General features: G+C 67.0%; 18 protein-coding genes and 1 pseudogene. 14 read left to right on the top strand and 5 right to left on the bottom strand.

What is annotated here, in order from left to right:
• Nucleotides 1-62: 62 nt before the first annotated feature.
• Nucleotides 63-1,046: a DUF4880 domain-containing protein gene (locus tag PFLCHA0_RS17575; RefSeq protein WP_015635954.1), complete on the bottom strand. Its 984-nt coding sequence runs from the start codon at nucleotides 1,044-1,046 to the stop codon at nucleotides 63-65.
• On the bottom strand, nucleotides 1,043-1,552 hold the full coding sequence (locus PFLCHA0_RS17570) for a sigma-70 family RNA polymerase sigma factor (protein WP_011061763.1): 510 nt from the start codon (nucleotides 1,550-1,552) through the stop codon (nucleotides 1,043-1,045). Before PFLCHA0_RS17570 ends, PFLCHA0_RS17575 begins: the two co-directional genes overlap by 4 nt.
• Before the next feature lie 181 nt (nucleotides 1,553-1,733).
• Here PFLCHA0_RS17570 and PFLCHA0_RS17565 point away from each other — a divergent pair, with 181 nt between their 5' ends.
• Both PFLCHA0_RS17565 and PFLCHA0_RS17560 read left to right on the top strand, forming a co-directional pair.
• Complete coding sequence (locus tag PFLCHA0_RS17565) at nucleotides 1,734-2,705, top strand: bifunctional helix-turn-helix transcriptional regulator/GNAT family N-acetyltransferase (RefSeq protein WP_015635953.1); 972 nt, start codon at nucleotides 1,734-1,736, stop codon at nucleotides 2,703-2,705.
• Nucleotides 2,706-2,912: 207 nt separating this feature from the next.
• Entirely contained in the window at nucleotides 2,913-3,920 is a 1,008-nt protein-coding gene (locus PFLCHA0_RS17560; RefSeq protein WP_015635952.1) for a zinc-dependent alcohol dehydrogenase family protein, read from the top strand.
• Between the two features lie 82 nt (nucleotides 3,921-4,002).
• Here PFLCHA0_RS17560 and mhpT read toward each other — a convergent pair whose 3' ends face one another.
• Nucleotides 4,003-5,214, bottom strand: a complete 1,212-nt coding sequence (mhpT, locus tag PFLCHA0_RS17555) for a 3-(3-hydroxy-phenyl)propionate transporter MhpT (RefSeq protein ID WP_015635951.1) — start codon at nucleotides 5,212-5,214, stop codon at nucleotides 4,003-4,005.
• Nucleotides 5,215-5,546: 332 nt separating this feature from the next.
• Between mhpT and PFLCHA0_RS17550 the strand changes: the two genes are divergently transcribed.
• Entirely contained in the window at nucleotides 5,547-6,869 is a 1,323-nt protein-coding gene (locus PFLCHA0_RS17550) for an OprD family porin (RefSeq protein WP_015635950.1), read from the top strand.
• A gap of 54 nt (nucleotides 6,870-6,923) precedes the next feature.
• Here PFLCHA0_RS17550 and PFLCHA0_RS17545 read toward each other — a convergent pair whose 3' ends face one another.
• Nucleotides 6,924-7,412: a MarR family winged helix-turn-helix transcriptional regulator gene (locus PFLCHA0_RS17545; RefSeq protein ID WP_015635949.1), complete on the bottom strand. Its 489-nt coding sequence runs from the start codon at nucleotides 7,410-7,412 to the stop codon at nucleotides 6,924-6,926.
• A 207-nt stretch (nucleotides 7,413-7,619) separates the two neighbouring features.
• Between PFLCHA0_RS17545 and PFLCHA0_RS17540 the strand changes: the two genes are divergently transcribed.
• From PFLCHA0_RS17540 to PFLCHA0_RS17515, 7 genes and pseudogenes are all read left to right on the top strand, one after another.
• Nucleotides 7,620-8,450, top strand: a complete 831-nt coding sequence (locus tag PFLCHA0_RS17540) for a p-hydroxycinnamoyl CoA hydratase/lyase (RefSeq protein ID WP_015635948.1) — start codon at nucleotides 7,620-7,622, stop codon at nucleotides 8,448-8,450.
• Between the two features lie 105 nt (nucleotides 8,451-8,555).
• Complete coding sequence (locus tag PFLCHA0_RS17535; protein ID WP_015635947.1) at nucleotides 8,556-10,004, top strand: aldehyde dehydrogenase; 1,449 nt, start codon at nucleotides 8,556-8,558, stop codon at nucleotides 10,002-10,004.
• A gap of 147 nt (nucleotides 10,005-10,151) precedes the next feature.
• Nucleotides 10,152-12,035, top strand: a complete 1,884-nt coding sequence (locus PFLCHA0_RS17530) for a feruloyl-CoA synthase (protein ID WP_041752760.1) — start codon at nucleotides 10,152-10,154, stop codon at nucleotides 12,033-12,035.
• A complete protein-coding gene (locus PFLCHA0_RS17525) occupies nucleotides 12,032-13,273 on the top strand; it encodes a thiolase family protein (RefSeq protein ID WP_015635945.1) in 1,242 nt (413 codons plus the stop codon). Before PFLCHA0_RS17530 ends, PFLCHA0_RS17525 begins: the two co-directional genes overlap by 4 nt.
• A gap of 59 nt (nucleotides 13,274-13,332) precedes the next feature.
• Complete coding sequence (locus PFLCHA0_RS17520) at nucleotides 13,333-15,087, top strand: acyl-CoA dehydrogenase (protein ID WP_015635944.1); 1,755 nt, start codon at nucleotides 13,333-13,335, stop codon at nucleotides 15,085-15,087.
• Between the two features lie 159 nt (nucleotides 15,088-15,246).
• Nucleotides 15,247-15,525 (top strand): hypothetical protein, encoded by a 279-nt coding sequence (locus tag PFLCHA0_RS31720; RefSeq protein ID WP_134532605.1) that lies wholly within the window; start codon nucleotides 15,247-15,249, stop codon nucleotides 15,523-15,525.
• Nucleotides 15,522-16,827 (top strand): annotated as a pseudogene (locus PFLCHA0_RS17515) (MFS transporter); the annotation flags it as partial. The gene PFLCHA0_RS31720 and the pseudogene PFLCHA0_RS17515, both read left to right, overlap by 4 nt.
• A gap of 53 nt (nucleotides 16,828-16,880) precedes the next feature.
• Here PFLCHA0_RS17515 and PFLCHA0_RS17510 read toward each other — a convergent pair.
• Nucleotides 16,881-17,777, bottom strand: coding sequence for a LysR family transcriptional regulator (locus PFLCHA0_RS17510; RefSeq protein WP_011061759.1), 897 nt, complete (start codon nucleotides 17,775-17,777; stop codon nucleotides 16,881-16,883).
• Between the two features lie 115 nt (nucleotides 17,778-17,892).
• Between PFLCHA0_RS17510 and mdlC the strand changes: the two genes are divergently transcribed.
• The 4 genes from mdlC (at nucleotide 17,893) to PFLCHA0_RS17490 (ending at nucleotide 23,533) form a co-directional block, all read left to right on the top strand.
• Nucleotides 17,893-19,479, top strand: coding sequence for a benzoylformate decarboxylase (mdlC, locus tag PFLCHA0_RS17505; protein WP_015635942.1), 1,587 nt, complete (start codon nucleotides 17,893-17,895; stop codon nucleotides 19,477-19,479).
• Nucleotides 19,480-19,560: 81 nt separating this feature from the next.
• The gene (locus PFLCHA0_RS17500; protein ID WP_015635941.1) at nucleotides 19,561-20,952 is read left to right on the top strand and encodes an MFS transporter; all 1,392 of its coding nucleotides are present in this window, start codon (nucleotides 19,561-19,563) and stop codon (nucleotides 20,950-20,952) included.
• A 43-nt stretch (nucleotides 20,953-20,995) separates the two neighbouring features.
• Nucleotides 20,996-21,919: a ketopantoate reductase family protein gene (locus PFLCHA0_RS17495; RefSeq protein ID WP_015635940.1), complete on the top strand. Its 924-nt coding sequence runs from the start codon at nucleotides 20,996-20,998 to the stop codon at nucleotides 21,917-21,919.
• 138 nt (nucleotides 21,920-22,057) lie between these two features.
• Nucleotides 22,058-23,533: an aldehyde dehydrogenase family protein gene (locus PFLCHA0_RS17490; protein WP_011061755.1), complete on the top strand. Its 1,476-nt coding sequence runs from the start codon at nucleotides 22,058-22,060 to the stop codon at nucleotides 23,531-23,533.
• Nucleotides 23,534-23,633 lie beyond the last annotated feature (100 nt).

The following is a 23,633-nucleotide window of genomic DNA, read 5'->3' as shown; positions in this document are numbered from 1 at the left end:
CCCTGGTCTTGATGCACGAGATTGAAAAAACTGCCGCCGCCCTGAAAAAAACAGGAAAACAATCAGGCAGCGTCCACGGAGGCCCAGTACCCCATTACCCGCCGGATGCGAATCGGCAGGGTCCTGGCCAGCAAATCGAGGCTGGCGTCCGGCTGGTCCAGGGAGAACGAGCCGGAAACCCGCAACCCGGCGACTTCGGCGGAGCAGCGCAGCAGGCCGGGGCGATAGCGGTCGAGTTCGGCGATCACCTCGCCCAGGGGGCGACGCTCGGCGATCAGCAGGCCCTGGGTCCAGGCATTGGCCGTGGTGGGCACGGCGGCCAGGGCGCTGATCCGCTGTTGGGCGATATCCACTTGCTGGCCCGGGTCCAGGCTTAGCGCAGGGGCATGGGCGGTGCTTACCGAGCCGCTGCCGGCGAGCAGTTGTACCCGGGTGCCGTTGATGCCCGGCAAGCCGACGCTGAGGATCAACTGCGAGCGTGGGGCGAGCTGGATCTGCCCATCGGTGGTGGCGACCTGCACGGGCGCGGCGTTGCCCAGGGTCAGCAACAGGCGGCCGCTGTTGAGCCGCAGTTGCAGGCCCTGGGGGCTGGCCTTCTGGTCGAGGCTGGTGCGGGTGTCCAGTTGCAGGCTGGCGCCAGCGGCCAGTTGCAGCTGGCGGCGCTCGCCGGTGCTGGTGTGGTAGTCGCTGAACAGCTGCGGCAACAGCAACCCTTCGCGCACGCTCCAGCTGCTGGCGGCCACCACGCCCAGGCCGACGATGCCCTTGAGCAGGGTGCGCCGCCCGGGGTGGCTGCGAGCCTGCAGCAGTTGCCGGGCGTGGGGCGCGGGCAGGCTGCGGGTGCTGTCGCGCAGGTCCTGGCCGATGCCGGCCAGGCGCTGCCAGGCCAGCTCATGCTGCGGGTCGGCCCGGCGCCAGGCCAGGCAGGCGGCCTGCTGCTCGGGGGGGCTGATGCCCGATTGCAGCAGCACCAGCCACTCCAGGGCCTGGTCCAGTACCTGCTGTTCCACGGCGCCCTGATCGTCCACTGGCTGGAAGGCGTTCATCCCGGGTACACCGCCGCGTAGCAGTGGCGGTAGGCCTTGAGCATGGCTTTCTGCACCACGTTGACCGAGAGCTGCAGGCGTTGGGCAATTTGCGGGTAGGTCAGGCCTTCGAGCTGGGACAGCAGAAACACCTCGCGCACCCGGCTGCCCAGGCCGTCCAGCACCTGGCCCACGGCGTCCAGGGCCTCAAGCACCAGCAGCCGGGTTTCCGGCGAGGGCTGGTACTGCGGCTCCAGCTGCGCCAGGGTTTCCAGGTATGCGCGCTCCAGGGCCTGGCGCCGGAAATACTGCCCGCACAGGCGGCTGGCCACGGTGTTGAGGTAGGCCCGGGGTTCGCGCAGTACCGGCAGTCGCTCGCTGCGCAAGATGCGCACAAAGGTGTCCTGCGCCAGGTCCATGGCCTGGTCCTGGTTGCCGAGCTTGCGTCGCAGCAGTTGCACCACCCAGTTGTGATGCTGGAGGTAGAGCTCGCCCACGGCGTGCTGTAGCGAAGGGTTGGGCACCATCGATAAGGGTTCCGGGGTCGAGGTGGGTGAAATGGGCGTTTATGGTAATGCTTCTCATTAGTGAGTGCTTGAGTTTTTATTGCCGTTCACCAGGGCTGACTGTCACTCGGAAAAGTGAGCAGGGTTGAGGTTTAATTGGTTGCAAGTTACAACTAAATGCCTCACTTGCGAGGTCACGCCCATGCCGAGTTCATCCGCTTCCCTTATCCCATCACTGCGCCAGGCCTCCCGGCAGATGGTCCGCGAGCTGGGCTTCATGCAGGCCACCCTGGCCGCCACCGACTACCCACCCTCGGCGGTGCACGCACTGCTGGAGATCGGCCAGGGCAATGCCCTGACCGCCGGTGACCTGGTGACCCTGCTGGGCCTGGAGAAATCCAGCGTCAGCCGCCTGGTGCGCAAGCTGGTGGACGCCGGCGAGATCAGCGAGCAGGCCCATGACCAGGACGCCCGCTCCAAGAAGCTGCAGCTCAGCGCCCGGGGGCGCCAGACCCTGGCCGGCATCGACCGTTTCGCCCAGGCCCAGGTGGCCGCGGCCCTGGCCCACCTGAGCCCGGCACAGCAGCGCAGCGCCTGTGCGGGCATCGCCGACTACGCCCGGGCATTGCGTGCGGTGCGGCTGGGAGACGTGCCCGAGCCGCCCGAGCGCTGCTCCATCGCCCGTGGCTACCGGCCCGGAGTGATTGGCCGCATCGCCGAAATGCACGCCCGTTACTACGCGGATCTGGCGGGTTTCGGCCAGCCCTTCGAAAGCCTGGTGGCGCGGGACATGGCCGAATTGATGGGGCGTTTGCACAACCCGCGCAATGAAGTCTGGGTGGCGCTGCAGGGGGAACGGATTGTCGGTTCCATCGCCATTGATGGGGAGGGCGAGGGCGGCGAGGCGCTCCTGCGTTGCTTCATTCTCGATGAGGCCGCCCGCGGCCAAGGGCTGGGCCGGCGGCTGCTGGCCGAGGCCCTGGGCTTTTGTGACCAGTGGGGTTTTGCCGTCACCCGGCTGTGGACCTTCAAGGGCCTGGATGCGGCGCGCGCGTTATATGAGGAACAGGGCTTTGTGCTGGTGCAGGAGCAAGAGGGCGAGCAATGGGGCGCGCCAGTGACCGAGCAGTGTTTTGTGCGAGCAAGGGTGGCGGAGCGTGACACCATCCGCTGAGCCCGCGAAGCTGCGCAAAGGCCCGCAGGGCCTTGCTTGGCGGCCCCGAGCCGAGCCTGTGGCGGCCCTGAAAACCTGCGTCTGCTGCGTCGGAATGCCGCCCAAGCCGTTCGCAGCCTTGTGCAGCCTTGTGCAGCGGCTACAGATAGCCGGTATTGGTGGTAGGGTTAGCCCCCTGATGATTATCGATCTGTGGAGAAGCATCCCATGCAAGCCATCAAGCTCAGCCTGCCGGCATCCCTGGACAACCTGAAGCGCGTGGAGCTGGCAGACCCCGGCCAGCCCGGCGCCGGGCAGATCCGCGTGCGTATCCATGCCTGTTCCTTGAACTTCCACGATTACGCCGTGGTGACCGGCGCGCTGCCCACCGCCGACGGGCGGATTCCCATGGCCGATGGCGCCGGGGTCGTGGAAGCGGTGGGCGAGGGCGTCAGCGAGTTCAAGGTGGGCGATGCGGTGGTGTCCTGCTTCTTTCCCCATTGGCACGATGGCGGCCCGGCGATCGCCGATTTCAGCACCACCCCGGGCGATGGTGTCGACGGTTACGCCCGTGAAGTGGTGATCCAGCCCAGCCACTGGTTCACCCATGCGCCCAAGGGCTACAGCCATGCCGAGGCGGCGACCCTGACCACCGCCGGCCTGACTGCCTGGCGCGCACTGGTGGTGGACGGCGCGCTCAAGGCCGGGGAAACCGTGCTGGTGCTGGGCACCGGCGGGGTGTCGATCTTCGCCCTGCAACTGGCCAAGGCCATGGGCGCCACGGTGATCGCCACCTCCTCCTCGGACGCCAAGCTGGCCAAGGTGCGCGAGCTGGGGGCCGACCATACCCTCAACTACCGTACCCACCCCGAGTGGGGCGCTGAAGTGCTCAAGCTCACCGGCGGCCGCGGCGTCGATCACGTGGTGGAAGTCGGTGGCCCGGGCACCTTGCCGCAGTCGATCAACGCGTGCCGCATTGGCGGGCACATCGCCCTGATCGGCGTGCTCACCGGCTGGGCCGGACCGGTGCCGACCGCGGCGCTGATGGCCAGGCAACAGCGCCTGCAGGGGCTGATCGTCGGCAGCCGCCAGCAGCAGATCGAAATGGTCCGGGGCCTGGAAGCCACCGGCATCAAACCGATCATCGACAGCACCTTCCCCCTGGCCGAGATCGCCAAGGCCTTCGCCCATGAAGCCTCGGGCGCGCACCTGGGGAAAATCTGCCTGACGTTCTGAGGCGTTGATCGCGGCGACACCCGGGTTGGACTCGGGGTTGCCGCAGCCCAGGTGTGGCGTTGGCCCGCATTGCCGCCTCGGCTCAATGCGCCGGCTTGAGCTCAGGCGTGGCGTTGGCCCGGGCGATGACAGTGAGGATCGACAGCGCAGCGATGACCAGCCCTGGGGACGTGGCCAGCAGCACGCCCGCAGTGCCGGCGCCGGCGGCGAGGATCTGCCCGGCGGCCAGGGGCCCGGCCACCGAGCCCAGGCGGCCGATGGCCACGGCAGCGCCGACGCCGGTGGCACGCACCGCGGTCGGGTAGGCGGGCGGCGCCAGGGCATAGAGCACCAATTGTGCGGCCATCACGAACAGCCCGGCAGCAAAACCGGCCACGGTCATGGGAACAATGCCCACGGACAGCCCGACCCCGGCCAGCGCCGCCAGCAACCCGGCGTACACGAACAGCACCACCTTGATCCCGTTGCAGCGATCCAGCAGCAGGCCGCCGAGCAGCGAGCCAAGGGCGCCGCCTATGTTGAACAGCATCTGCACCAGCCCCGCCTGGGGTTTGCTAAAGCCTTGCTCGAGCAGCAGTGACGGCAGCCAGTTGAGCAGCATGTACATCACGGTCAGGGTGAAGAAATAACTCAGCCACAAGGCCAGTGTGGTGCGCCCGCGACCTTCGCCGAACAGCGCCTGGGTCGTGGAGGCACGGCGGGTGCCGGCACTGGTAGTGTGTTGGCGAAAGGCGCTGGATTCCGGCAGCAGCCAGGCCATCAGCGGCACCACCAGCAGTGGTACCAGGCCGCCGATGATAAAAGTGGTCTGCCAATGTTCGCTGGAGAACATCGCCACCACCGCTGCCAGCGCGCCGCCCAGGGGCACGCCGCAGTACATGACGCTGATGGCGGTGCCCCGACGTTGCTCGCTCACCGCTTCGGCGCATAGGGCGATCAGGTTGGGCAGCGCCGCGCCCAGGCCGAGGCCGGTCATGAAGCGCACCAGCAGCAGGCTCGAATAACTCTCGACGTAGGCCGTGCATAGCGAGAACAGGCCGAACAGCAGCACCGCGCCGACCAGGATCTTCTTGCGCCCGATACGGTCGGCGACCCAGCCGCCGAAGAACGCCCCGGGCAGCAGGCCGATGATCCCGACGCTGAACACCCAGCCCATCATCTTCGGGTCCAGGGCGAAGCTCTGGCGCAATCCGGCAGCGGCGGTGCCGGCCGCTTGCAGATCGAACCCCTCGATCAGCGCAACGATAAAACACAAAGCGATGGTCAGCGTCGAACGACGCGATGGACTGTCCATGGGCAAACCTCATTGTTGTTTTTGTTGTGGTGACCAGCCGGACGCCGAGCCTGAATGCGCCGGCGCTGGTGGCTGGTGATTAAGATAACAAAGATAACTAAAAAATGAATAGCGCCTTAATTTCGGACAATAAATGCAAATAATGTGATTTAAATCAGATATATAAACTGACACTGAGGATTTTTTTAAAAAATAGATAATAATATTAATGTTCGATTATCGGTCGTTTGTGATTGACGTAAGGCTTGGGCTGTTTCCATTCTCTGTCCGCGACGTCGGCTGCCAGGCCCTCGCTCGACACCTAAAACAACAACAAAAAATGGACATCGGACATGCCAAATATCCCCACCAACGCCGTTGCTGCGGCGTCAGCTTCCTGTGTGCCCAGTCGCCCCACGCGGCTGGCTCTGGCCTTGCTGGGCTTGAGCCTGTTGCCTGGCCCACTCTGGGCGGCGGGTTTTATCGACGACAGCCACGGCACCCTGACCCTGCGCAATTACTACCTGGATCGCGACTACAAGGACGATGGGGCGAAGACCGCCGCGCGGGAATGGGCGCAGGGTTTCATCATGAACATGGAGTCGGGGTTCACCGAGGGCAGCGTCGGTTTCGGCCTGGATGTGCGCGGGCTGCTGGGGGTCAAGCTCGATTCCTCGCCGGACCGCAGCGGCACCGAACTGCTGCCGGTGTCGGCCAGCGACAAGCGCGCCGCCGATGAATACTCGCGGCTGGCGCCCACCGCCAAACTGCGCTTTGCCCAGACCACGGTGAAGACCGGCGATGTCTCGATCTTCCTGCCGTTTGCCTTTGCCAGCCCGTCGCGCCTGCTGCCGCAGACCTTTCGTGGCACCACCCTGAGTTCCAGGGATATCGACGGCCTGACCCTCAACACCGGCTACATCGACCGCATCAGCAAGCGCGACTCCACTGACTACCAGGCCATGACCATTGCCTCGCCCAACCGGCGTTTCAATGCCACGGCCAGCACCTCGCACCTGGCGTACCTGGGGGGCGACTACCAGGTCAACAAGGACCTCAGCCTGCGCGCCTATCACGCGCAGGTGGCCGACCTCTACCAGCAGGACACTCTGGCCCTGCTGCACAACCTGCCCCTGGGCGATGGCGTGCTGAGCAGCGACCTGCGCAGTTTTTTCAGCCGGGAAGACGGCAGTGCCAAGGCCGGCCGGGTCGACAACCGCAACCTCTCGGCGCTGTTTGGCTACAAGTTCGGCGGGCACCGGGTGAGCCTGGGCTACATGCATTCCAGCGGCGACACGGCCACGCCCTACATCTCCGGCACCGAGTTGATGGGCATGAGCGAGCTGACCATGAGTTCGGACTTTCTCAATGCCAAGGAGCGCACCTGGCAAGCCATCTACGACTATGACTTTGCCGCCGCCGGTGTGCCCGGGCTCAAGAGTCGGCTGCGTTACGTGCGTGGCGGCAATATCGAGCTGTCGGCGTTCAATGCCAGTGAGCGCAAGGAGCGCGAGTTTCAAATGGAGTTGGGGTACGTGCTGCAGAGCGGCCCGTTGAAGAACCTCGGGCTGGTGGCGCGCAAGTCGATCTATCGCAATGATTTCCCGGCGGGCGCAGCGTTCCGCGATGAAAACCAGACCCGCTTCCTGGTGCTCTACACCTTGCCGATCTGGTAGGCCCGCAAGCGCCTTGCTGCGTCAGCGTGCCGGCCCTGTGCCGGCACCTTGGGTTCAGTCCTGGTACACCTTCTTCAGCAGGCGCAGCAGCTCTTCGCGCTCCCCGGCGCTCAAGGCCGAGGTGGCGTCGACGTCGCTTTGCGCGGCGATCTGCTTGAGCTCCTTGAGCAGGGTTTCGCCGGTCTTGCTCAGAAAAATCCCGTAAGAGCGCTTGTCCGGCTTGCAGCGCACCCGCACCGCCAGCGCGCGGCTTTCCAGTTTATTGAGCAGGGGCACCACTTGCGGCGGCTCGATGGCTAGGGCGCGAGCCAGGTCGGCCTGCATCAGCCCCGGGTTGCTGTCGATGATCGCCAGGGCCGAGAACTGCGCGGGGCGCAGGTCGTGGGCCGAGAGCCGGCCGATCAGGTTCTGGAACAGCTTGAGTTGGGCGCGACGCATGGCGTAGCCAATCAGTTCGTCCAGTGCCGAATCCAGCGGCGCCTGTACCTCGGCGTTGGCGGGTGGGGCCTCGCGCGGGTCGGCGAGGGGAGCGGGCTTGGCCATGACAAAAACATCCTGGGTCGGTTAACAAGGCTATCCAGTTTGCCGGGGTCAGCCGCTGATAGCTACGTTTGCCTGTGTTTGCAGGCGTTGCAGAAGGATTTTTCCAGGGCGAAGGAAAATGGTTAATCATATTAATAGTTAATTGACATAACTAATTCTGCGGTTTAATTTCGACCCATCTTCAAACCAGAACAAGAGAGCATCGCCATGAGCAACTACGAAGGTCGCTGGACAACGGTCAAGGTCGAAATCGAAGAAGGCATTGCCTGGGTCATTCTCAATCGCCCGGAAAAACGCAACGCCATGAGCCCGACCCTGAACCGGGAAATGATCGACGTGCTGGAAACCCTGGAGCAGGACCCGGCCGCCGGCGTGCTGGTGCTGACCGGCGCCGGCGAGGCCTGGACCGCCGGCATGGACCTCAAGGAATACTTCCGCGAGGTGGATGCCGGGCCGGAGATCCTTCAGGAAAAAATCCGCCGCGAAGCCTCCCAGTGGCAGTGGAAACTGCTGCGCATGTACGCCAAGCCGACCATCGCCATGGTCAACGGCTGGTGCTTCGGCGGCGGCTTCAGCCCGCTGGTGGCGTGCGATCTGGCGATCTGCGCCGACGAGGCGACCTTCGGCCTCTCGGAAATCAACTGGGGCATCCCGCCGGGTAACCTGGTGAGCAAGGCCATGGCCGACACCGTCGGTCACCGCCAGTCGCTGTACTACATCATGACCGGCAAGACTTTCGGCGGGCAGAAAGCTGCAGAAATGGGCCTGGTCAACGACAGCGTGCCCCTGGCGCAACTGCGTGAAGTCACGATCGAGCTGGCGCGCAACCTGCTGGAGAAAAACCCGGTGGTGCTGCGTGCCGCCAAGCATGGCTTCAAGCGTTGCCGCGAGCTGACCTGGGAGCAGAACGAAGACTACCTGTACGCCAAGCTCGATCAGTCGCGCCTTTTGGACACCGAAGGCGGCCGCGAGCAGGGCATGAAGCAGTTCCTCGACGACAAGAGCATCAAGCCCGGCCTGCAGGCGTATAAACGCTGAGCCCGGCCGGCGAACGGCGGGCGCATCCCGCTGTTCGCCATGCCCCTGGTATTACTGTTGCACCGCTGCGCTGTATTCCCGACAAAGACAACAAGAGGAATCACCATGCTGGACGTGCCCCTGCTGATTGGTGGCCAGTCGCGCCCCGCCGGCGACGGTCGAACCTTCGAACGCCGCAACCCGGTGACCGGCGCTGTGGTTTCGCGCGTGGCCGCCGCGACCCTGGACGATGCCGACGCCGCCGTGGCCGCGGCCCAGGCCGCATTCCCCGCCTGGGCGGCCCTGGCCCCCAACGAACGCCGCAGTCGTCTGCTCAGGGCCGCCGAGCAATTGCAGGCCCGCAGCGGCGAATTCATTGCCGCCGCCGGCGAGACCGGGGCCATGGCCAACTGGTACGGCTTCAACGTGCGCCTGGCGGCCAACATGCTGCGTGAAGCGGCATCGATGACCACCCAGATCACCGGTGAAGTCATCCCTTCGGATGTCCCGGGCAGTTTCGCCATGGCCCTGCGCCAACCCTGCGGCGTGGTGCTGGGCATCGCGCCATGGAACGCCCCGGTGATTCTCGCCACCCGGGCCATCGCCATGCCCCTGGCCTGCGGCAACAGCGTGGTGCTCAAGGCGTCCGAACTGAGCCCGGCGGCTCATCGCCTGATCGGCCAGGTGCTGCAGGACGCCGGCCTGGGCGATGGCGTGGTCAACGTCATCAGCAATGCCCCGGCCGATGCCGCGGCGATTGTCGAGCGCCTGATCGCCAACCCGGCGGTGCGCCGGGTCAACTTCACCGGTTCGACCCATGTCGGGCGGATTGTCGGCGAGCTTGCGGCGCGCCACCTCAAGCCGGCCCTGCTGGAGCTGGGCGGCAAGGCGCCGCTGCTGGTGCTGGACGACGCCGACCTGGATGCGGCTGTCGCGGCCGCGGCGTTTGGCGCCTACTTCAACCAGGGGCAGATCTGCATGTCCACCGAGCGCCTGATCGTCGATGCCAAGGTGGCCGATGCCTTCGTCGCCAAGCTGGCGGCCAAGGTCGAGAGCCTGCGTGCCGGCGACCCGGCGGCCGCGGACTCGGTGCTCGGTTCGCTGGTGGATGCCAGCGCTGGCACGCGCATCCGGGCGCTGATCGACGATGCCCTGGAGCAGGGCGCGCGGCGGGTGGTCGGCGGGCAACTGGACGGCAGCATTCTGCAGCCGACCCTGCTCGACGGCGTCACCGACGCCATGCGCCTGTACCGCGAGGAGTCCTTCGGCCCGGTGGCGGTGGTATTGCGCGGCAGCGGTGATGAAGAACTGTTGCGCTTGGCCAACGATTCCGAGTTCGGCCTGTCGGCGGCGATTTTCAGCCGCGACATCGGGCGGGCCCTGGCCCTGGCGCAACGGGTCGAGTCGGGTATCTGCCATATCAACGGGCCCACCGTGCATGACGAGGCGCAGATGCCGTTTGGCGGCGTCAAGTCCAGCGGCTACGGCAGTTTTGGCGCCAAGGCCTCGATCGAACACTTCACCCAATTGCGCTGGGTCACCTTGCAGAACGGCCCGCGGCACTACCCGATCTGATCCGTCGCCACGGGCGCGGTGCCTTGAGCACGCGGCCCGTGTGCAGGCCAGGCATAACAATAACAAGGCCGCAGCCACCGGCTGCCACGCTTGCCAGCCGTCGCCCTGCGTGCGCGGCGCAGGCGTGCCTTGATGGAGGACATGTACGTGAGTTGCCAATTCAGAGCGCCATCCCCACCCGTGGCCGAGCCGCCGCGTTACCGTCAGGTGTCCATTGGCCGGCCGGCGGTTGCCGTCAGTGAAGAGCAGGGCGTGTTGCATATGCGTTCCCTGGAACCTCTGGCGCCCTTGCCGCAGCGCTTGCTCGATCGTCTGTTGCACTGGGCCCGGGTGCGTCCCGAGCAGACCTTCATCGCCGCCCGCGAGGACGGCGGCGACTGGCGCCGGGTCAGCTATGGGCAGATGCTCGACAGCGTGCGCGCCATCGCCCAGGGCCTGCTCGGCTACGGTTTGTCGGCCGACAAGCCGCTGGCGCTGCTCTCGGGCAATGACATCGAACACCTGCAACTGGCCCTGGGCGCGATGTACGCCGGGATTCCCTATTGTCCGGTGTCGCCGGCCTATTCGCTGCTGTCCCAGGACTTTGCCAAGCTGCGCCACGTCTGCGACCTGTTGCAGCCGGGGCTGGTGTTTGTCAGCGATGCTGGCGCCTACCAGCGGGCCATCGACGCGGTGCTGCCACCCGAGACGCCGCTGATCTGCGTGCGCGGCCAGGTGCCGGGGCGACGCCAGGCGAGCTTCGCCAGCCTGCTGGCCGAGCCCGGTGCTGCCGAGGCCGATGCGGCCTTTGCCGCCACCGGCCCGGACAGCATCGCCAAGTTTCTCTTCACCTCGGGCTCGACCAAGCTGCCCAAGGCGGTGATCACCACCCAGCGCATGCTCTGCGCCAACCAGCAGATGCTGTTGCAGACCTTCCCGGTGTTCGGTGAAGAGCCGCCGGTGCTGGTGGACTGGCTGCCCTGGAACCACACCTTCGGTGGCAGCCATAACGTCGGCATCGTGCTCTACAACGGCGGCAGTTTTTATCTGGACGATGGCAAGCCCACGGCCCAGGGCTTTGCCGAAACCTTGCGTAACCTCAAGGAGATTTCGCCCACCGCCTACCTGACCGTGCCCAAGGGCTGGGAGGAGCTGGTCAATGCCCTGGAGCAGGATGCCGAGCTGCGCGAGTGTTTTTTCAAGCGCATGAGCCTGTTCTTCTTCGCCGCCGCCGGGCTTTCGCAAAGTGTCTGGGACCGCCTGGACCGGGTCGCCGAGCAGCATTGCGGCGAACGTATCCGCATGATGGCCGGGCTCGGCATGACCGAGGCCGCGCCGTCTTGCACCTTCACCACCGGGCCGCTGTCGATGGCCGGTTACATCGGCCTGCCGGCGCCGGGTTGCGAGGTGCGCCTGGTGCCGGTGGACGGCAAGCTCGAAGGGCGTTTTCGCGGGCCGCACATCATGCCCGGCTACTGGCGCGCGGCGCAGCAGACCGCCGAGGTGTTCGATGCCCTGGGCTTCTACTGCTCGGGGGATGCGCTCAAGCTCGCCGACCCCCACGACCCGCAGTTGGGGCTGATGTTCGACGGGCGCATCGCCGAGGATTTCAAGTTGTCGTCCGGGGTGTTTGTCAGCGTTGGCCCGCTGCGCAATCGCGCGGTGCTCGAAGGCTCGCCCTATGTCCAGGACCTGGTGGTGGCCGCACCGGACCGCGAGTGCCTGGGCGCCCTGGTGTTCCCACGGCTGTATGAATGCCGGCGGCTGGCGGGGCTGGCCGCCGAGGCCAGCGACGCCCAGGTGCTGGCCAGCGCGCCGGTGCGCCAGTGGTTCGGCGACTGGTTGCAGCGCCTGAACCGCGACGCCAGCGGCAATGCCAGCCGCCTGGAGTGGATCGCCCTGCAGGTAGAGCCGGCGTCCATCGACCGCGGGGAAATCACCGACAAGGGCTCGATCAACCAGCGCGCGGTGTTGCAGTGGCGCGCCGAACAGGTCGAGGACCTGTATCGCGGCCGCGAGCCGTCGATCCTGCGCGCCGAGCCCAAGCCATGAACGGCGCCGGGCAGTACAGCGGGTTTGCCGATGTGGCGATCCTTGAGGCGTTGCGCACGCCCTGGGTCGACCTTGGCGGGGACCTGGCCGAGATCTCGCCGATCGATCTGGGGATCAAGGTCGGGCGCGAGGTACTGCTGCGCGCCGGCATCGATGCCCGGGCGGTGGACAGCGTGCTGGCCGGTTCCATGGCCCAGGCCAGTTTCGACGCCTACCTGCTGCCTCGGCACATCGGCCTGTACAGCGGTGTCGGGCAAGCGGTGCCGGCCCTGGGGGTGCAGCGCATCTGCGCCACCGGTTTCGAGCTGCTGCGCCAGGCAGCCGAGCAGGTGCGGGGCGAGGTGCAACTGGCGTTGTGCGTGGCCAGTGAATCGATGTCGCGCAACCCGATTGCCGCCTACACCCATCGCGGCGGCTTCCGCCTGGGGGCGGCGGTGCAGTTCAAGGACTTTTTATGGGAGGCACTGTACGACCCGGCGCCGGGGCTGGACATGATCGCCACCGCCGACAACCTGGCCCGGCGTTACGGCCTGACCCGCGAAGCCGTGGACGGCTATGCCTGCGCCAGCCATCAGCGGGCCCTGGCGGCCCAGCAGGCGGGCTGGTTCGCGCCGGAAATCGTCGCCGTGAGCCAGCAGACCTTCGAGCTCGACGGTTATCGACCGCGCGGCATTTGCCTGCCGCGTGGAGTCGAGACAGTCAGCCAGGACAGCCATCCGCGCCCCAGTGAGCTTTCTGCCCTGGCGCGATTGCGGACGATTCACGAAGGCGGGGTGCAGACCGCCGGCAACAGCTGCGCGGTGGTCGATGGCGCGGCGGCGGCCCTGGTTGGTCGGGCGTCGGCTTGCAGGGACAGGCCCCTGGCGCTGTTGCGGGCCAGTGCGGTGGTCGGGGTGGCGCCGGAGCTCATGGGTATCGGTCCGGCCCCGGCGATCCGCCTGCTCCTGCAGCGCAGCGGCTTGAGTCTGACGCAGATTGGCCGCCTTGAAGTCAACGAGGCCCAGGCGGCCCAGGTGCTGGCCGTAGCCCGGGAGTTGGAACTGGACAGTGATCGCCTGAATGTCCAGGGCGGCTCCCTGGCCCTGGGTCATCCCCTGGCCGCCAGCGGCCTGCGCCTGGTGCTGACCCTGGCCCGGCAACTGCGCGAGCACAACCTGCGCTACGGGATCGCCGCCGCCTGCGTGGGAGGTGGCCAGGGCATGGCGCTGTTGATCGAAAACCCGGCCTGGCGCGGCTGAGTCCGACCGGCCCGCCGCCCCTGGCGGGCCACTCTATTTCTACTCGATGAGGTGTCCCCATGTGGAGCTACCAGGCGCCGCTGCGCGATATGCAATTTGTCCTTGAGCACTGGCTGGAGGCCCCCGAAGCGTGGCGTCGCAGCCCGGCGTTCGAGGCGCTGGACCTGCCCCTGGCGCTGCAGGTGCTGGAGCAGGCCGCGCGTTTCAGCCAGGACGTACTGGCGCCGCTGAATGCCAGCGGCGATCGCCAGGGTTGCCAGTGGGCAGACGGGCAGGTCAGCACCCCACAGGGTTTTGCCGAGGCCTATCGGGCCTATGTCGAGGGCGGCTGGCCGGCCCTGGCCTGCGCCGAAGCTTTGGGTGGCCAGGGCCTGCCGCAGCTGCTGGACGCGGCGCTGCAAGAGATGCTCTATGCCAGCAACCACGCCTGGGCCATGTACACCGGCATCGCCCACGGCGCCTACTTGTGCCTCAAGACCCACGGCGCGCCCTGGCTCCAGGAGCGCTACCTGCCCGAGATCATCAGCGGCGCGAGCCTGCCCACCATGTGCCTGACCGAGCCCCAGGCCGGCAGTGATGTCGGCCTGTTGCGCTGTCGTGCCGAGCCCCAGGCCGATGGCAGCTATCGCCTCAGCGGCAGCAAGCTGTTCATTTCCGGCGGCGAGCATGACCTCACCGACAACATCCTGCATCTGGTGCTGGCCCGGCTGCCGGGCGCGCCGGAGGGCAGCCGGGGAATCTCGCTGTTCCTGGTGCCCAAGCGCTTGCAGCAGGGCCAGGGCAACGGCGTGCGCTGCGACGGCATCGAACACAAGATGGGGATCAAGGGCAGCGCCACCTGTTCCCTGGTGTTCGAGGCGGCCCAGGGCTGGCTAGTGGGCGAGGCCCATCGCGGCCTGGCAGCGATGTTCGTGATGATGAATTCGGCGCGCCTGCACGTGGGCCTGCAAGGCCTGGGGCATGTCGAAGCGGCGTGGCAGAACGCCCGTGACTACGCTGGCGAACGCCAACAGATGCGTGCGCCATTGCGCCCCGCCGGTGTCGCCGCCCAGGCCGCCGACCCGATTCGCTACCACCCGGCCATGCGCCGCGTGCTGCTGGAATTGCGCGTCACCAGCGAAGGCCTGCGGGCCATCGGCTACTGGGCCGCGCACCTGCTGGACCAGGCCGAGCATCACCCTGAACCCCAGGTCCGGCGCCAGGCCGATCAGCTGGCGCAACTGCTGACGCCGATCATCAAGGCGTTCTTTACCGAGCAGGGCTTTCGTCAGGCCAGCAACGCCTTGCAGGTCTTCGGCGGCTACGGCTACGTCGCCGAGTTCGCCATCGAGCAGACCCTGCGCGATAGCCGCATCGCCATGATCTACGAAGGCAGCAACGAGATTCAGGCCAACGACCTGCTGTTGCGCAAGGTGCTGGGGGATGGCGGGCAGGGCTTCGCGCTGTTGCTTGAGCAATTGCGCGATGAGGCCGGGCACGGCGCCCAGGTGCCCGAGTGCGTGGGGTTCGCCCGGTCGTTGGCGGATCTGGCCGAGGCGTTGCAGGCACTGGTTGCCCAGGTGCAGCAGTGGGCGCTGGAGGATGCCGAGTACCCGTATCGCGCGGCCGGGGATTTTCTGGCGTTGTGTGGCCTGAGCCTGCTGGCGCTGGCCTGGGCTCGGGCGGCGCGGGTCTCGCACAGTTTGCCCGAGGGCGATCCGCTGCGTGGGGCGAAGCTTGAGACGGCGGGGTTCTTTTTCAGCTACCTGTTGCCCCAGGTCGAACAGCGGATGACGGCGGTGCGCGGCGCCCGGGCGGCGCTGGCCTTTATCTGAGGCGATGCAGGCTATTGGATCCAATATCGAAGCGAACCACGCCACAGGCTTGCTTAGCAGTGAGCCTCGTAGTGGGGCTCGTCGCCTGCCTGAACGGTGATGGTCGATAATCGCCCGCTAATCCCGGTGCCTTGTCGGGCACCTAAGCATTTGATCCCTATGGAAATTAACCCCGACCCTGGTTGGTCTGGGATCTTTTGCTCAGCCGTTTCAGCCCGTTCGTCTCTTGTTATTGGATCCATTAAGCGCTTTATTGGCGACCTGGCGATGGCAGGAGCCCTCCTGACCGTCGGCAATAAAAACAACAATAAGGGTTTCGTCATGAATGTCTTATCGACGGTGTGCAGCCGCCTGGCTGGCGCGCGCTGGCTGTCTGTGTGCACAGGTTCTTTGGGTGTTGCGCTTCGGGTCCTGGCCGAATGGCAGGTGCGCCCATGAACCTCGATCTCAAGCAACGGGTCGACCAAGGCCCGATGGGCTCCTTCCAGTGCCTGGCGATCGGTATCTGCATTGTCCTCAACATGATCGACGGCTTCGATGTACTGGTGATGGCCTTCACCGCCGCTTCGGTGTCCGCCGAGTGGCAACTCAACGGGGCGCAGATCGGTCTGCTGCTCAGTGCCGGTCTGTTCGGCATGGCCGCCGGTTCGCTGTTTATCGCGCCCTGGGCCGACCGCTTCGGGCGCCGGCCGCTGATCCTGTTCTGCCTGCTGCTGTCGGGTGTCGGCATGCTGCTTTCGGCCGGCAGCCAGAGCCCTTTGCAACTGGCGCTGTTGCGCGGCCTGACCGGCCTGGGCATCGGCGGCATCCTGGCCAGCAGCAACGTGATCGCCGCCGAGTATTCCAGCCGCCGCTGGCGCGGCCTGGCGGTCAGCCTGCAATCCACCGGCTATGCCCTGGGCGCGACCCTGGGCGGGCTGCTGGCGGTGTGGCTGTTGACTCATTGGGGCTGGCGCTCGGTGTTCCTGTTCGGCGGCATCGTCACCTTGCTGGTGATCCCCCTGGTGCTGCTCTGGCTCCCCGAATCCCTGGACTTTCTCCTGGCCCGGCGGCCGGCCGATGCCCTGGCGCGAATCAATCGCCTGGCCGGGCGCCTGGGCCATCCGCAACTGCTGCAAATGCCCGCGGCAGCGGTACGCGAGCAGGGCGCCGGCAGCGGTTTTGACCAACTGTTCGCCGGGCCGATGCGGCGCACCACGCTGCTGATCTGGCTGCTGTTTTTCCTGGTGATGTTCGGTTTCTACTTCGTCATGAGCTGGACCCCGAAACTGCTGGTGGCCGCCGGGCTCTCGGCGCAGCAGGGGATCACCGGCGGGGTGCTGCTGAGTGTCGGCGGGATCTTCGGCGCGGCGCTGGTTGGCGGCTTGTCCTCGCGCTGGCCGCTGACCCGGGTGCTGTCGCTGTTCATGCTGGTGACCGCCGGGCTGCTGGTGCTGTTCGTCGGCTCGGCCTCCTCGATTGCCGCGGCCCTGGGCCTGGGGCTGCTGATCGGGCTGTTCGCCAACGGCTGCGTGGCCGGGCTCTACGCCCTGTCACCAGTGGTCTACGACGCTTCGGTACGGGCCACCGGGGTCGGCTGGGGGATCGGCATCGGGCGCATTGGCGCGATTGTCTCGCCCACGGTGGCCGGGGTGTTGCTGGATGCCGGCTGGCAGCCGCTGCACCTGTACGCAGTGTTTGCCGTGGTCTTCGTGCTGGCGGCGGGTTGCCTGTTGTTGCTACGCCCGGCGCCGCCGCAGGCGCAAGCGGCCCTGGCTTAGCCCGCGGAACCGGATAAGGCGGCGGGCGCTGTTTCAAGACTGGCCGTCGATGATCGCCGCGGCCACGGCCTGGCGGAACCAGCTCAGGGCGGCGGAGCTGTCGCTGTTGGGGTGCCAGTGCAGCGAGACTTCGAACTCCCCCACGGAAAACGGCAGTTCCAGTTGCCGCAGGCCGCCTTCGAGGGTGAACAGGCGGGCGATCTGCGCTGGCAGCACGGTCAGCAGGTCGGTGCCGGGCAGCACTTTGGGCAGCACCGAGAAGTGCGGCACGTGCAGGCTGATGCGGCGCCGGGCGCCCATCTGCTTGAGCACGTCCTCGACGCTGCCGTGGCCGGTGGTGCGGGTCACGGCGATGTGCCGCTCGGCGAGGAACTGCTCCAGGCTCAGCTGGGTGCCGATGCGCGGATGGCGGTCGCTGAGCAGGCACACGTAGCGCTCGCGGATCAGCACCTGGCTGCGGGTGCCGGTCAAGGGTTTGCGGCAGATCAGCGCGTCGACCTTGGCGCTGCTGAGCCACTCGCCGGCCTGGTCCACCTGCAGCGGCAGGACTTCGACTTCAGCCTCGGGGGCCTGCTGGTTCAGGCGCGCCAGGATCAGCGGCAGGAAGCCCATTTCGCCAAGGTCGGAGAGGGCGATGCGAAAGCGCCGTTCGGTGGTCGCCGGGTCGAAGCGCCGGGTGCTGTGCACGGTGTTCTCGATCCGCGTCAGGGATTCGCGAAAGGCCGGGTACAGCTCATCGGCCAGTTGGCTGGGCTGGATGCCGTCCCGGGTGCGGCTGAACAGGCCGTCGTCGAACAGCTCGCGCAGCCGCGCCAGGCCGTAGCTGACCGAGGGCTGGGTGACGAACAGGCGCTCGGCGGCCAGGGTCACGCTGCGGGCTTCGTAGAGGGTGACGAAGGTGCGGATCAGGTTCAGATCGATGTGGCTCATGCTGCCTCATGGATATAGACGGGTCTTATTTTTAATAGAGATAGTATCGATTTGATCAATTTCGTGGCGGCTGCAAGAGTAACTCAAATTCTAAAAAACAGCGGCAAAGGTCCATATGAAAACCGTCCATAGCGCCTCCTACGACATCCTGCGGCAACAAGGCCTGACCACCGTGTTCGGCAACCCGGGTTCCAACGAGCTGCCCTTTCTCAAGGGCTTCCCCGAAGACTTCCGCTACATCCTCGGCCTGCATGAAGGCGCGGTGGTGGGCATGGCCGACGGCTTCGCCCTGGCCAGCGGCCAGCCGGCCTTCGTCAACCTGCACGCCGCGGCCGGCACCGGCAATGGCATGGGCGCCCTGACCAATGCCTGGTACTCCCACAGCCCGTTGGTGATCACCGCCGGCCAGCAGGTGCGCTCGATGATCGGCGTCGAGGCGATGCTGGCCAACGTCGATGCACCGCAGCTGCCCAAGCCCCTGGTCAAGTGGAGCGCCGAGCCGGCCTGCGCCGAGGACGTGCCACGGGCCCTGAGCCAGGCGATCCACATGGCCAACCAGGCGCCCAAGGGCCCGGTGTACCTGTCCATTCCCTACGACGACTGGGCCCGCCCGGCGCCGGCCGGGGTCGAGCATCTGGCCCGGCGCCAGGTGGCCACTGCCGGGCTGCCCTCGGCGGCGCAATTGCGTTCGCTGGTGCAGCGCCTGGCGGCAGCGCGCAACCCGGTGCTGGTGCTGGGGCCGGATGTGGATGGCAGCCAGAGCAACCACCTGGCCGTGCAACTGGCGGAGAAACTGCGCATGCCGGCCTGGGTCGCGCCGTCCGCTTCGCGCTGCCCGTTTCCCACCCGTCACCCGAGCTTTCGCGGGGTGCTGCCGGCAGCCATTGCCGGCATCAGCCGCTGCCTGGCGGACCACGACCTGATCCTGGTGGTGGGGGCCCCGGTATTCCGCTACCACCAGTTCGCCCCGGGGGACTACCTGCCCGCGGGCACCGAGCTGCTGCACATCACCTGCGACCCCGGCGAAGCGGCGCGCGCGCCCATGGGCGATGCGCTGGTGGGGGACATCGCCGAGACCCTGCAGGCCCTGGTCTGGGCGCTGCCGGATTGCGACCGGCCGCAGCCCCAGGCCTTGCCGCCGGCTGCTCCGGTCGAGGAGCTGGGCGGCCTGCTGCGCCCGGAAACCGTGTTCGACGTGATCGATGAGCTGGCGCCCAAGGATGCGATCTACGTCAAGGAGTCCACCTCCACCGTAGGCGCCTTCTGGCAGCGGGTGGAAATGCGCGAACCCGGCAGCTACTACTTCCCGGCCGCCGGTGGCCTGGGCTTCGGCCTGCCAGCGGCGGTGGGGGTGCAACTGGCCCGGCCGGAGCGGCGGGTGATCGGGGTCATTGGCGACGGCTCGGCCAACTACGGTATCACCGCGCTGTGGACGGCCGCCCAGTACCAGATCCCGGTGGTGTTCATCATCCTCAAGAACGGCACCTATGGCGCCCTGCGCTGGTTCGCCGGTGTGCTGCAGGTCAGCGACGCCCCGGGCCTGGACGTGCCCGGCCTGGACTTCTGCGCCATCGGCCGCGGCTATGGCGTGCACTCGGTGCAGGCCAACACCCGCGAGGCGTTCGCCCAGGCCCTGAGTGAGGCCCTGGCGGGCGACCGCCCGGTACTGATCGAGGTGCCGACCCTGACCATCGAACCCTGAGGGCTGCCTTGTCGCCGGGCGCGAGCCCGGCCTTGCCAACCGCAACCTGCGGACTCACCAGAAGAATAAAAAGAGGTGGTTATGAACACGACTTCGGTCACTGCTGTGATAGATGACGCGCCCCAGCCGGCGCGTTCCGGTTCCACCCACGCCGACATCGGCACCTTGCTCGACCATGGCCCCTTCACCGGCATGCAGAAGCTGGTGGTGTTGCTGGCGGCGCTGTCCATCGTCATGGACGGCTTCGACGGCCAACTGATCGGCTTTGCCATTCCGCTGATGATCAAGGAGTGGGGCATCACCCGCGAGGCGTTCGCTCCGGCGGTGGCGGCCGGGCTGATCGGCATGGGCATCGGCAGTGCCTGTGCCGGTCTGTTTGCCGACCGGTTCGGCCGGCGCATGGCGATCATTGCCAGTGTCTTCGTGTTCGGTGCGGCCACTTGCGCCATTGGCCTGGCGCCCAATGCGCTGGCGGTGGCGGCCCTGCGTTTTATCGCCGGGCTGGGCATCGGTGGCGCGCTGCCCAGCGCCACCACGGTGACGGCCGAGTTCACCCCGGCGCGGCGGCGTACCCTGGCGGTGACGGCCACCATTGTCTGCGTGCCCCTGGGCGGGATGCTGGCGGGGTTGTTCGCCTCCCATGTGTTGCCGCTGTACGGCTGGCGCACCCTGTTTTTCATCGGCGGCAGCCTGCCCATCGTCCTGGGCTTTGCCTTGCTGGCGACGCTGCCGGAGTCGCCGCGCTTTCTGGCGCGCCGGCCCCAGCGCTGGAACGAGCTGGGCACCTTGCTCGGGCGCATGGGCCGGCCGATGGCGGCGGGGGTGGTCTACACCGATGCCCTGGAGCAGAAGAGCGAGAAGCAGGGTGGTTTCCGCGCCTTGTTCGCCCTGGGCTACGGGCGTGACACCCTGGCCCTCTGGGTGGCGTTCTTCATGTGCCTGACCGCGGTCTACAGCGCCTTCAGCTGGCTGCCCACCATGCTGCTGTCCGAAGGCCTGGAGCTGTCGGTGGCCGGTTCCGGGCTGACCGCCTACAACCTGGGCGGGGTGATCGGGGCACTGGTGTGCGCGGTGGCCATCACTCGCTGGGGTTCGTTCTGGCCGCTGCTGATCTGCTGCGCCGGCGGCGCGGCCAGCGCCTTCCTGTTGCAGGTGGTGGACATCCACCAGGACACCGGGCTGCTGATCTTCGGCTTCGGCGTGCACGGCCTGTTCGTCAACGCCGTGCAGTCCACCATGTTTGCCCTGTGCGCCTTTATCTACCCCACCAGTGTGCGCGCCACGGGCACCGCATCGGCCCTGGCCTTCGGGCGCCTGGGGGCGATCCTCAGTGCCTTCGCCGGAGCCCTGGTGATCACCCAGGGCGGCGCCAACGGCTACCTCACGCTGCTGGGTTCGGTGATGGTCATGGCGCTGCTGGCGCTGCTGATCGTGGGCCGGCACATTCCCCGGCGTCTGCCGGGCCAGTCATGAACGCGGCCCGGTGCGTGAACCAGCCACTCAAACAGGAGGTTCGATGAACATCACCATTCTTGGCGCGGGCGCCATGGGTTCGCTGTTTGGCGGCCTGCTGGCGCAAAGCGGCCAGCAGGTAACCCTGCTGGACATCAACGACGGGCACCTTGCGGCGATCCGCAGCGACGGCCTGCTGCTGGCCACCGACAGCGGCGAGCGGCGCATTACCGGCCTGCACGCCAGCCGTCCGGAGCAGGCCACGGGGCACCCCGACCTGTTGCTGGTCTTCACCAAGACCCTGCACACCGACAGTGCCTTGCGCAGTGTCGCCGGGCATATCGCCGGCCACACCCTCGTACTGACCCTGCAGAACGGCCTGGGCAATGCCGAGGCGCTATCCCGGCATGTGGCCCCGCAGCAGGTGCTGATCGGCATGACCAACTGGCCCGCCGACATGGTCGGGCCGGGGCAGGTGCATTCCCACGGCCAGGGCATGGTGCGGGTGCTGGCCCTCGATAGCCGCGAGCGCAACGCCAGCCAGGAGGTGGCGGCGGTGCTGGACGCTGCCGGGCTGAACTGTGCGGTGGACCCGCAGGTCTGGACCTCTATCTGGGAGAAGGTGGCCTTCAACGCCGCCTTGAACAGCCTGTGCGCCGCCACCGGCTGCACCGTGGGCCAGCTGGACGCAGCGCCGGAAGGCGTGGCCCTGGCCCGGTCCATTGTGCTGGAGGTGGTGGCGGTGGCCAGGTCCCAGGGAATAGAGCTGGATGCCCAGGGCTGCCTGGACAGTGTGGCGTTCGCCATTGCCCATCACCGCACCCACAAGCCTTCGATGTTGCAGGACGTGCTGGCAGGGCGGCCCACGGAGATCGGCTCCATCAATGGCCAGGTGCTGGAACGGGCGCGGCAGGCGGGGGTGCCTGTGCCCCACACCGAAACCCTGCTGGGCCTGCTGCGCCTGATCGAAAAGCGCGCCGCCTCGTAGGAGCCGGCTTGCCGGCGAAGAGGGCCTTGGGGCTTGTGTGGCGCTGGCGGGCGCCTTCGCTGGCAAGCCAGCTCCTGCATACGCCGGCTTTTGTGTGACACATCGGTTTATGAATGCTGTTCCATGAGGAGATTTTCCATGAGTGATTCCAACGCGGTCTATCGCGATCTGCACCTGCAACCCATCGCCGGACAGTGGCGCGCCGGCGCCTCCGGCAAGACCCTGGTGGTGAGCAATCCATTCGACGGTGCACAGCTGCTGGAACTGGCCCAGGCCAACCGCAGCGACCTGGACGCGGCCTACGCCAAGGCCGCCCAGGTGCAGCCGCAATGGGCGGCCCTGGGCCCGTCCCAGCGCGCGGCGGTGCTGCACCAGGCGGTGGCGATCTTCGACCGGCGCCAGGAGGAAATTGTCGACTGGATCATTCGCGAATCCGGCAGCACACGGATCAAGGCCCTGGCCGAGTGGGGCGCGGCGCGGGCCATCACCCTGGAGGCGGCGTCCTTCCCGGCGCGGGTCCACGGGCGGATTGTCGAATCCGATGTGCCGGGCAAGGAAAGCCGGGTGTACCGCAGCGCCCTGGGGGTGGTCGGAGTGATCAGCCCGTGGAACTTCCCGCTGCACCTGACCCAGCGCTCCATCGCCCCGGCCCTGGCCCTGGGCAACGCGGTGGTGGTCAAGCCGGCCAGCGATACGCCGGTGTGCGGCGGCCTGCTGCTGGCCAGGATCTTCGAGGAAGCGGGCCTGCCCGCCGGGGTGTTCAGCGTGGTGGTGGGGGCCGGTAGCGAGATCGGCGATGCCTTTGTCGAGCACCCGGTGCCGGCGCTGATCACCTTCACCGGCTCGACCCCGGTGGGGCGCGGCATCGGCCGCATCGCCAGTGGCGGCGAGCACCTCAAGCACGTGGCGCTTGAATTGGGGGGCAACAGCCCGTTCGTGGTACTGGACGATGCCGACCTGGAACAGGCGGTGAACGCCGCGGTGTTCGGCAAGTTCCTGCACCAGGGGCAGATCTGCATGGCGATCAACCGCATCATCGTCGACGAGCGCCTCTATGACGCCTTCGCCCAGCGCTTCGTGGCCCGGGTCAAGCAGCTCAAGGTGGGTGATCCGCAATCGCTGGACACAGTGATCGGCCCGGTGATCAACGCCCGCCAGTTGCAGGGCCTGCAGGACAAGATCGCCCTGGCCCGCGAGCAGGGCGCCGAGCCACTGTACGAGGGCGGGCAGAACGGCAACCTGCTGGCGCCCCATGTGTACGGCGAAGTGCGTGCCGACATGGACCTGGCGCGCAATGAAATCTTCGGCCCGCTGGTGGGGCTGCTGCGCGCCCGGGACGAAGCCCATGCCCTGGAGCTGGCCAACGACAGCGAATTCGGCCTGGCCAGTGCAGTGTTCACCGGCAACCTGGAGCGCGGGGTGAACTTCGCCCGGCAGGTGCGCGCCGGCATGACCCACATCAACGATGTGCCGGTGAACGACGAGGCCAACGCGCCCTTCGGTGGCGAGAAGAACTCAGGCCTTGGGCGCTTCAACGGCGACTGGGCGATTGATGAATTCACCCGGGACCACTGGATCAGCCTGCAGCACCGGCCGCGTCAGTATCCCTTCTGACCCGGCACCTTTGAATAACGCCCGGCCGCCCTGGCCGGGCTTTTGAGCATCCGTGAGCGCGCGGGCCCTTGTCGGCCTGTCGGGCACGGCTGCGCCTATG

Source organism: Pseudomonas protegens CHA0, from assembly GCF_000397205.1.
Taxonomy (GTDB): Bacteria; Pseudomonadota; Gammaproteobacteria; order Pseudomonadales; family Pseudomonadaceae; genus Aquipseudomonas; species Aquipseudomonas protegens.
The sequence above is the reverse complement of the archived record's forward strand: the minus strand, read 5'-3'. Positions and strand labels throughout refer to the sequence as shown.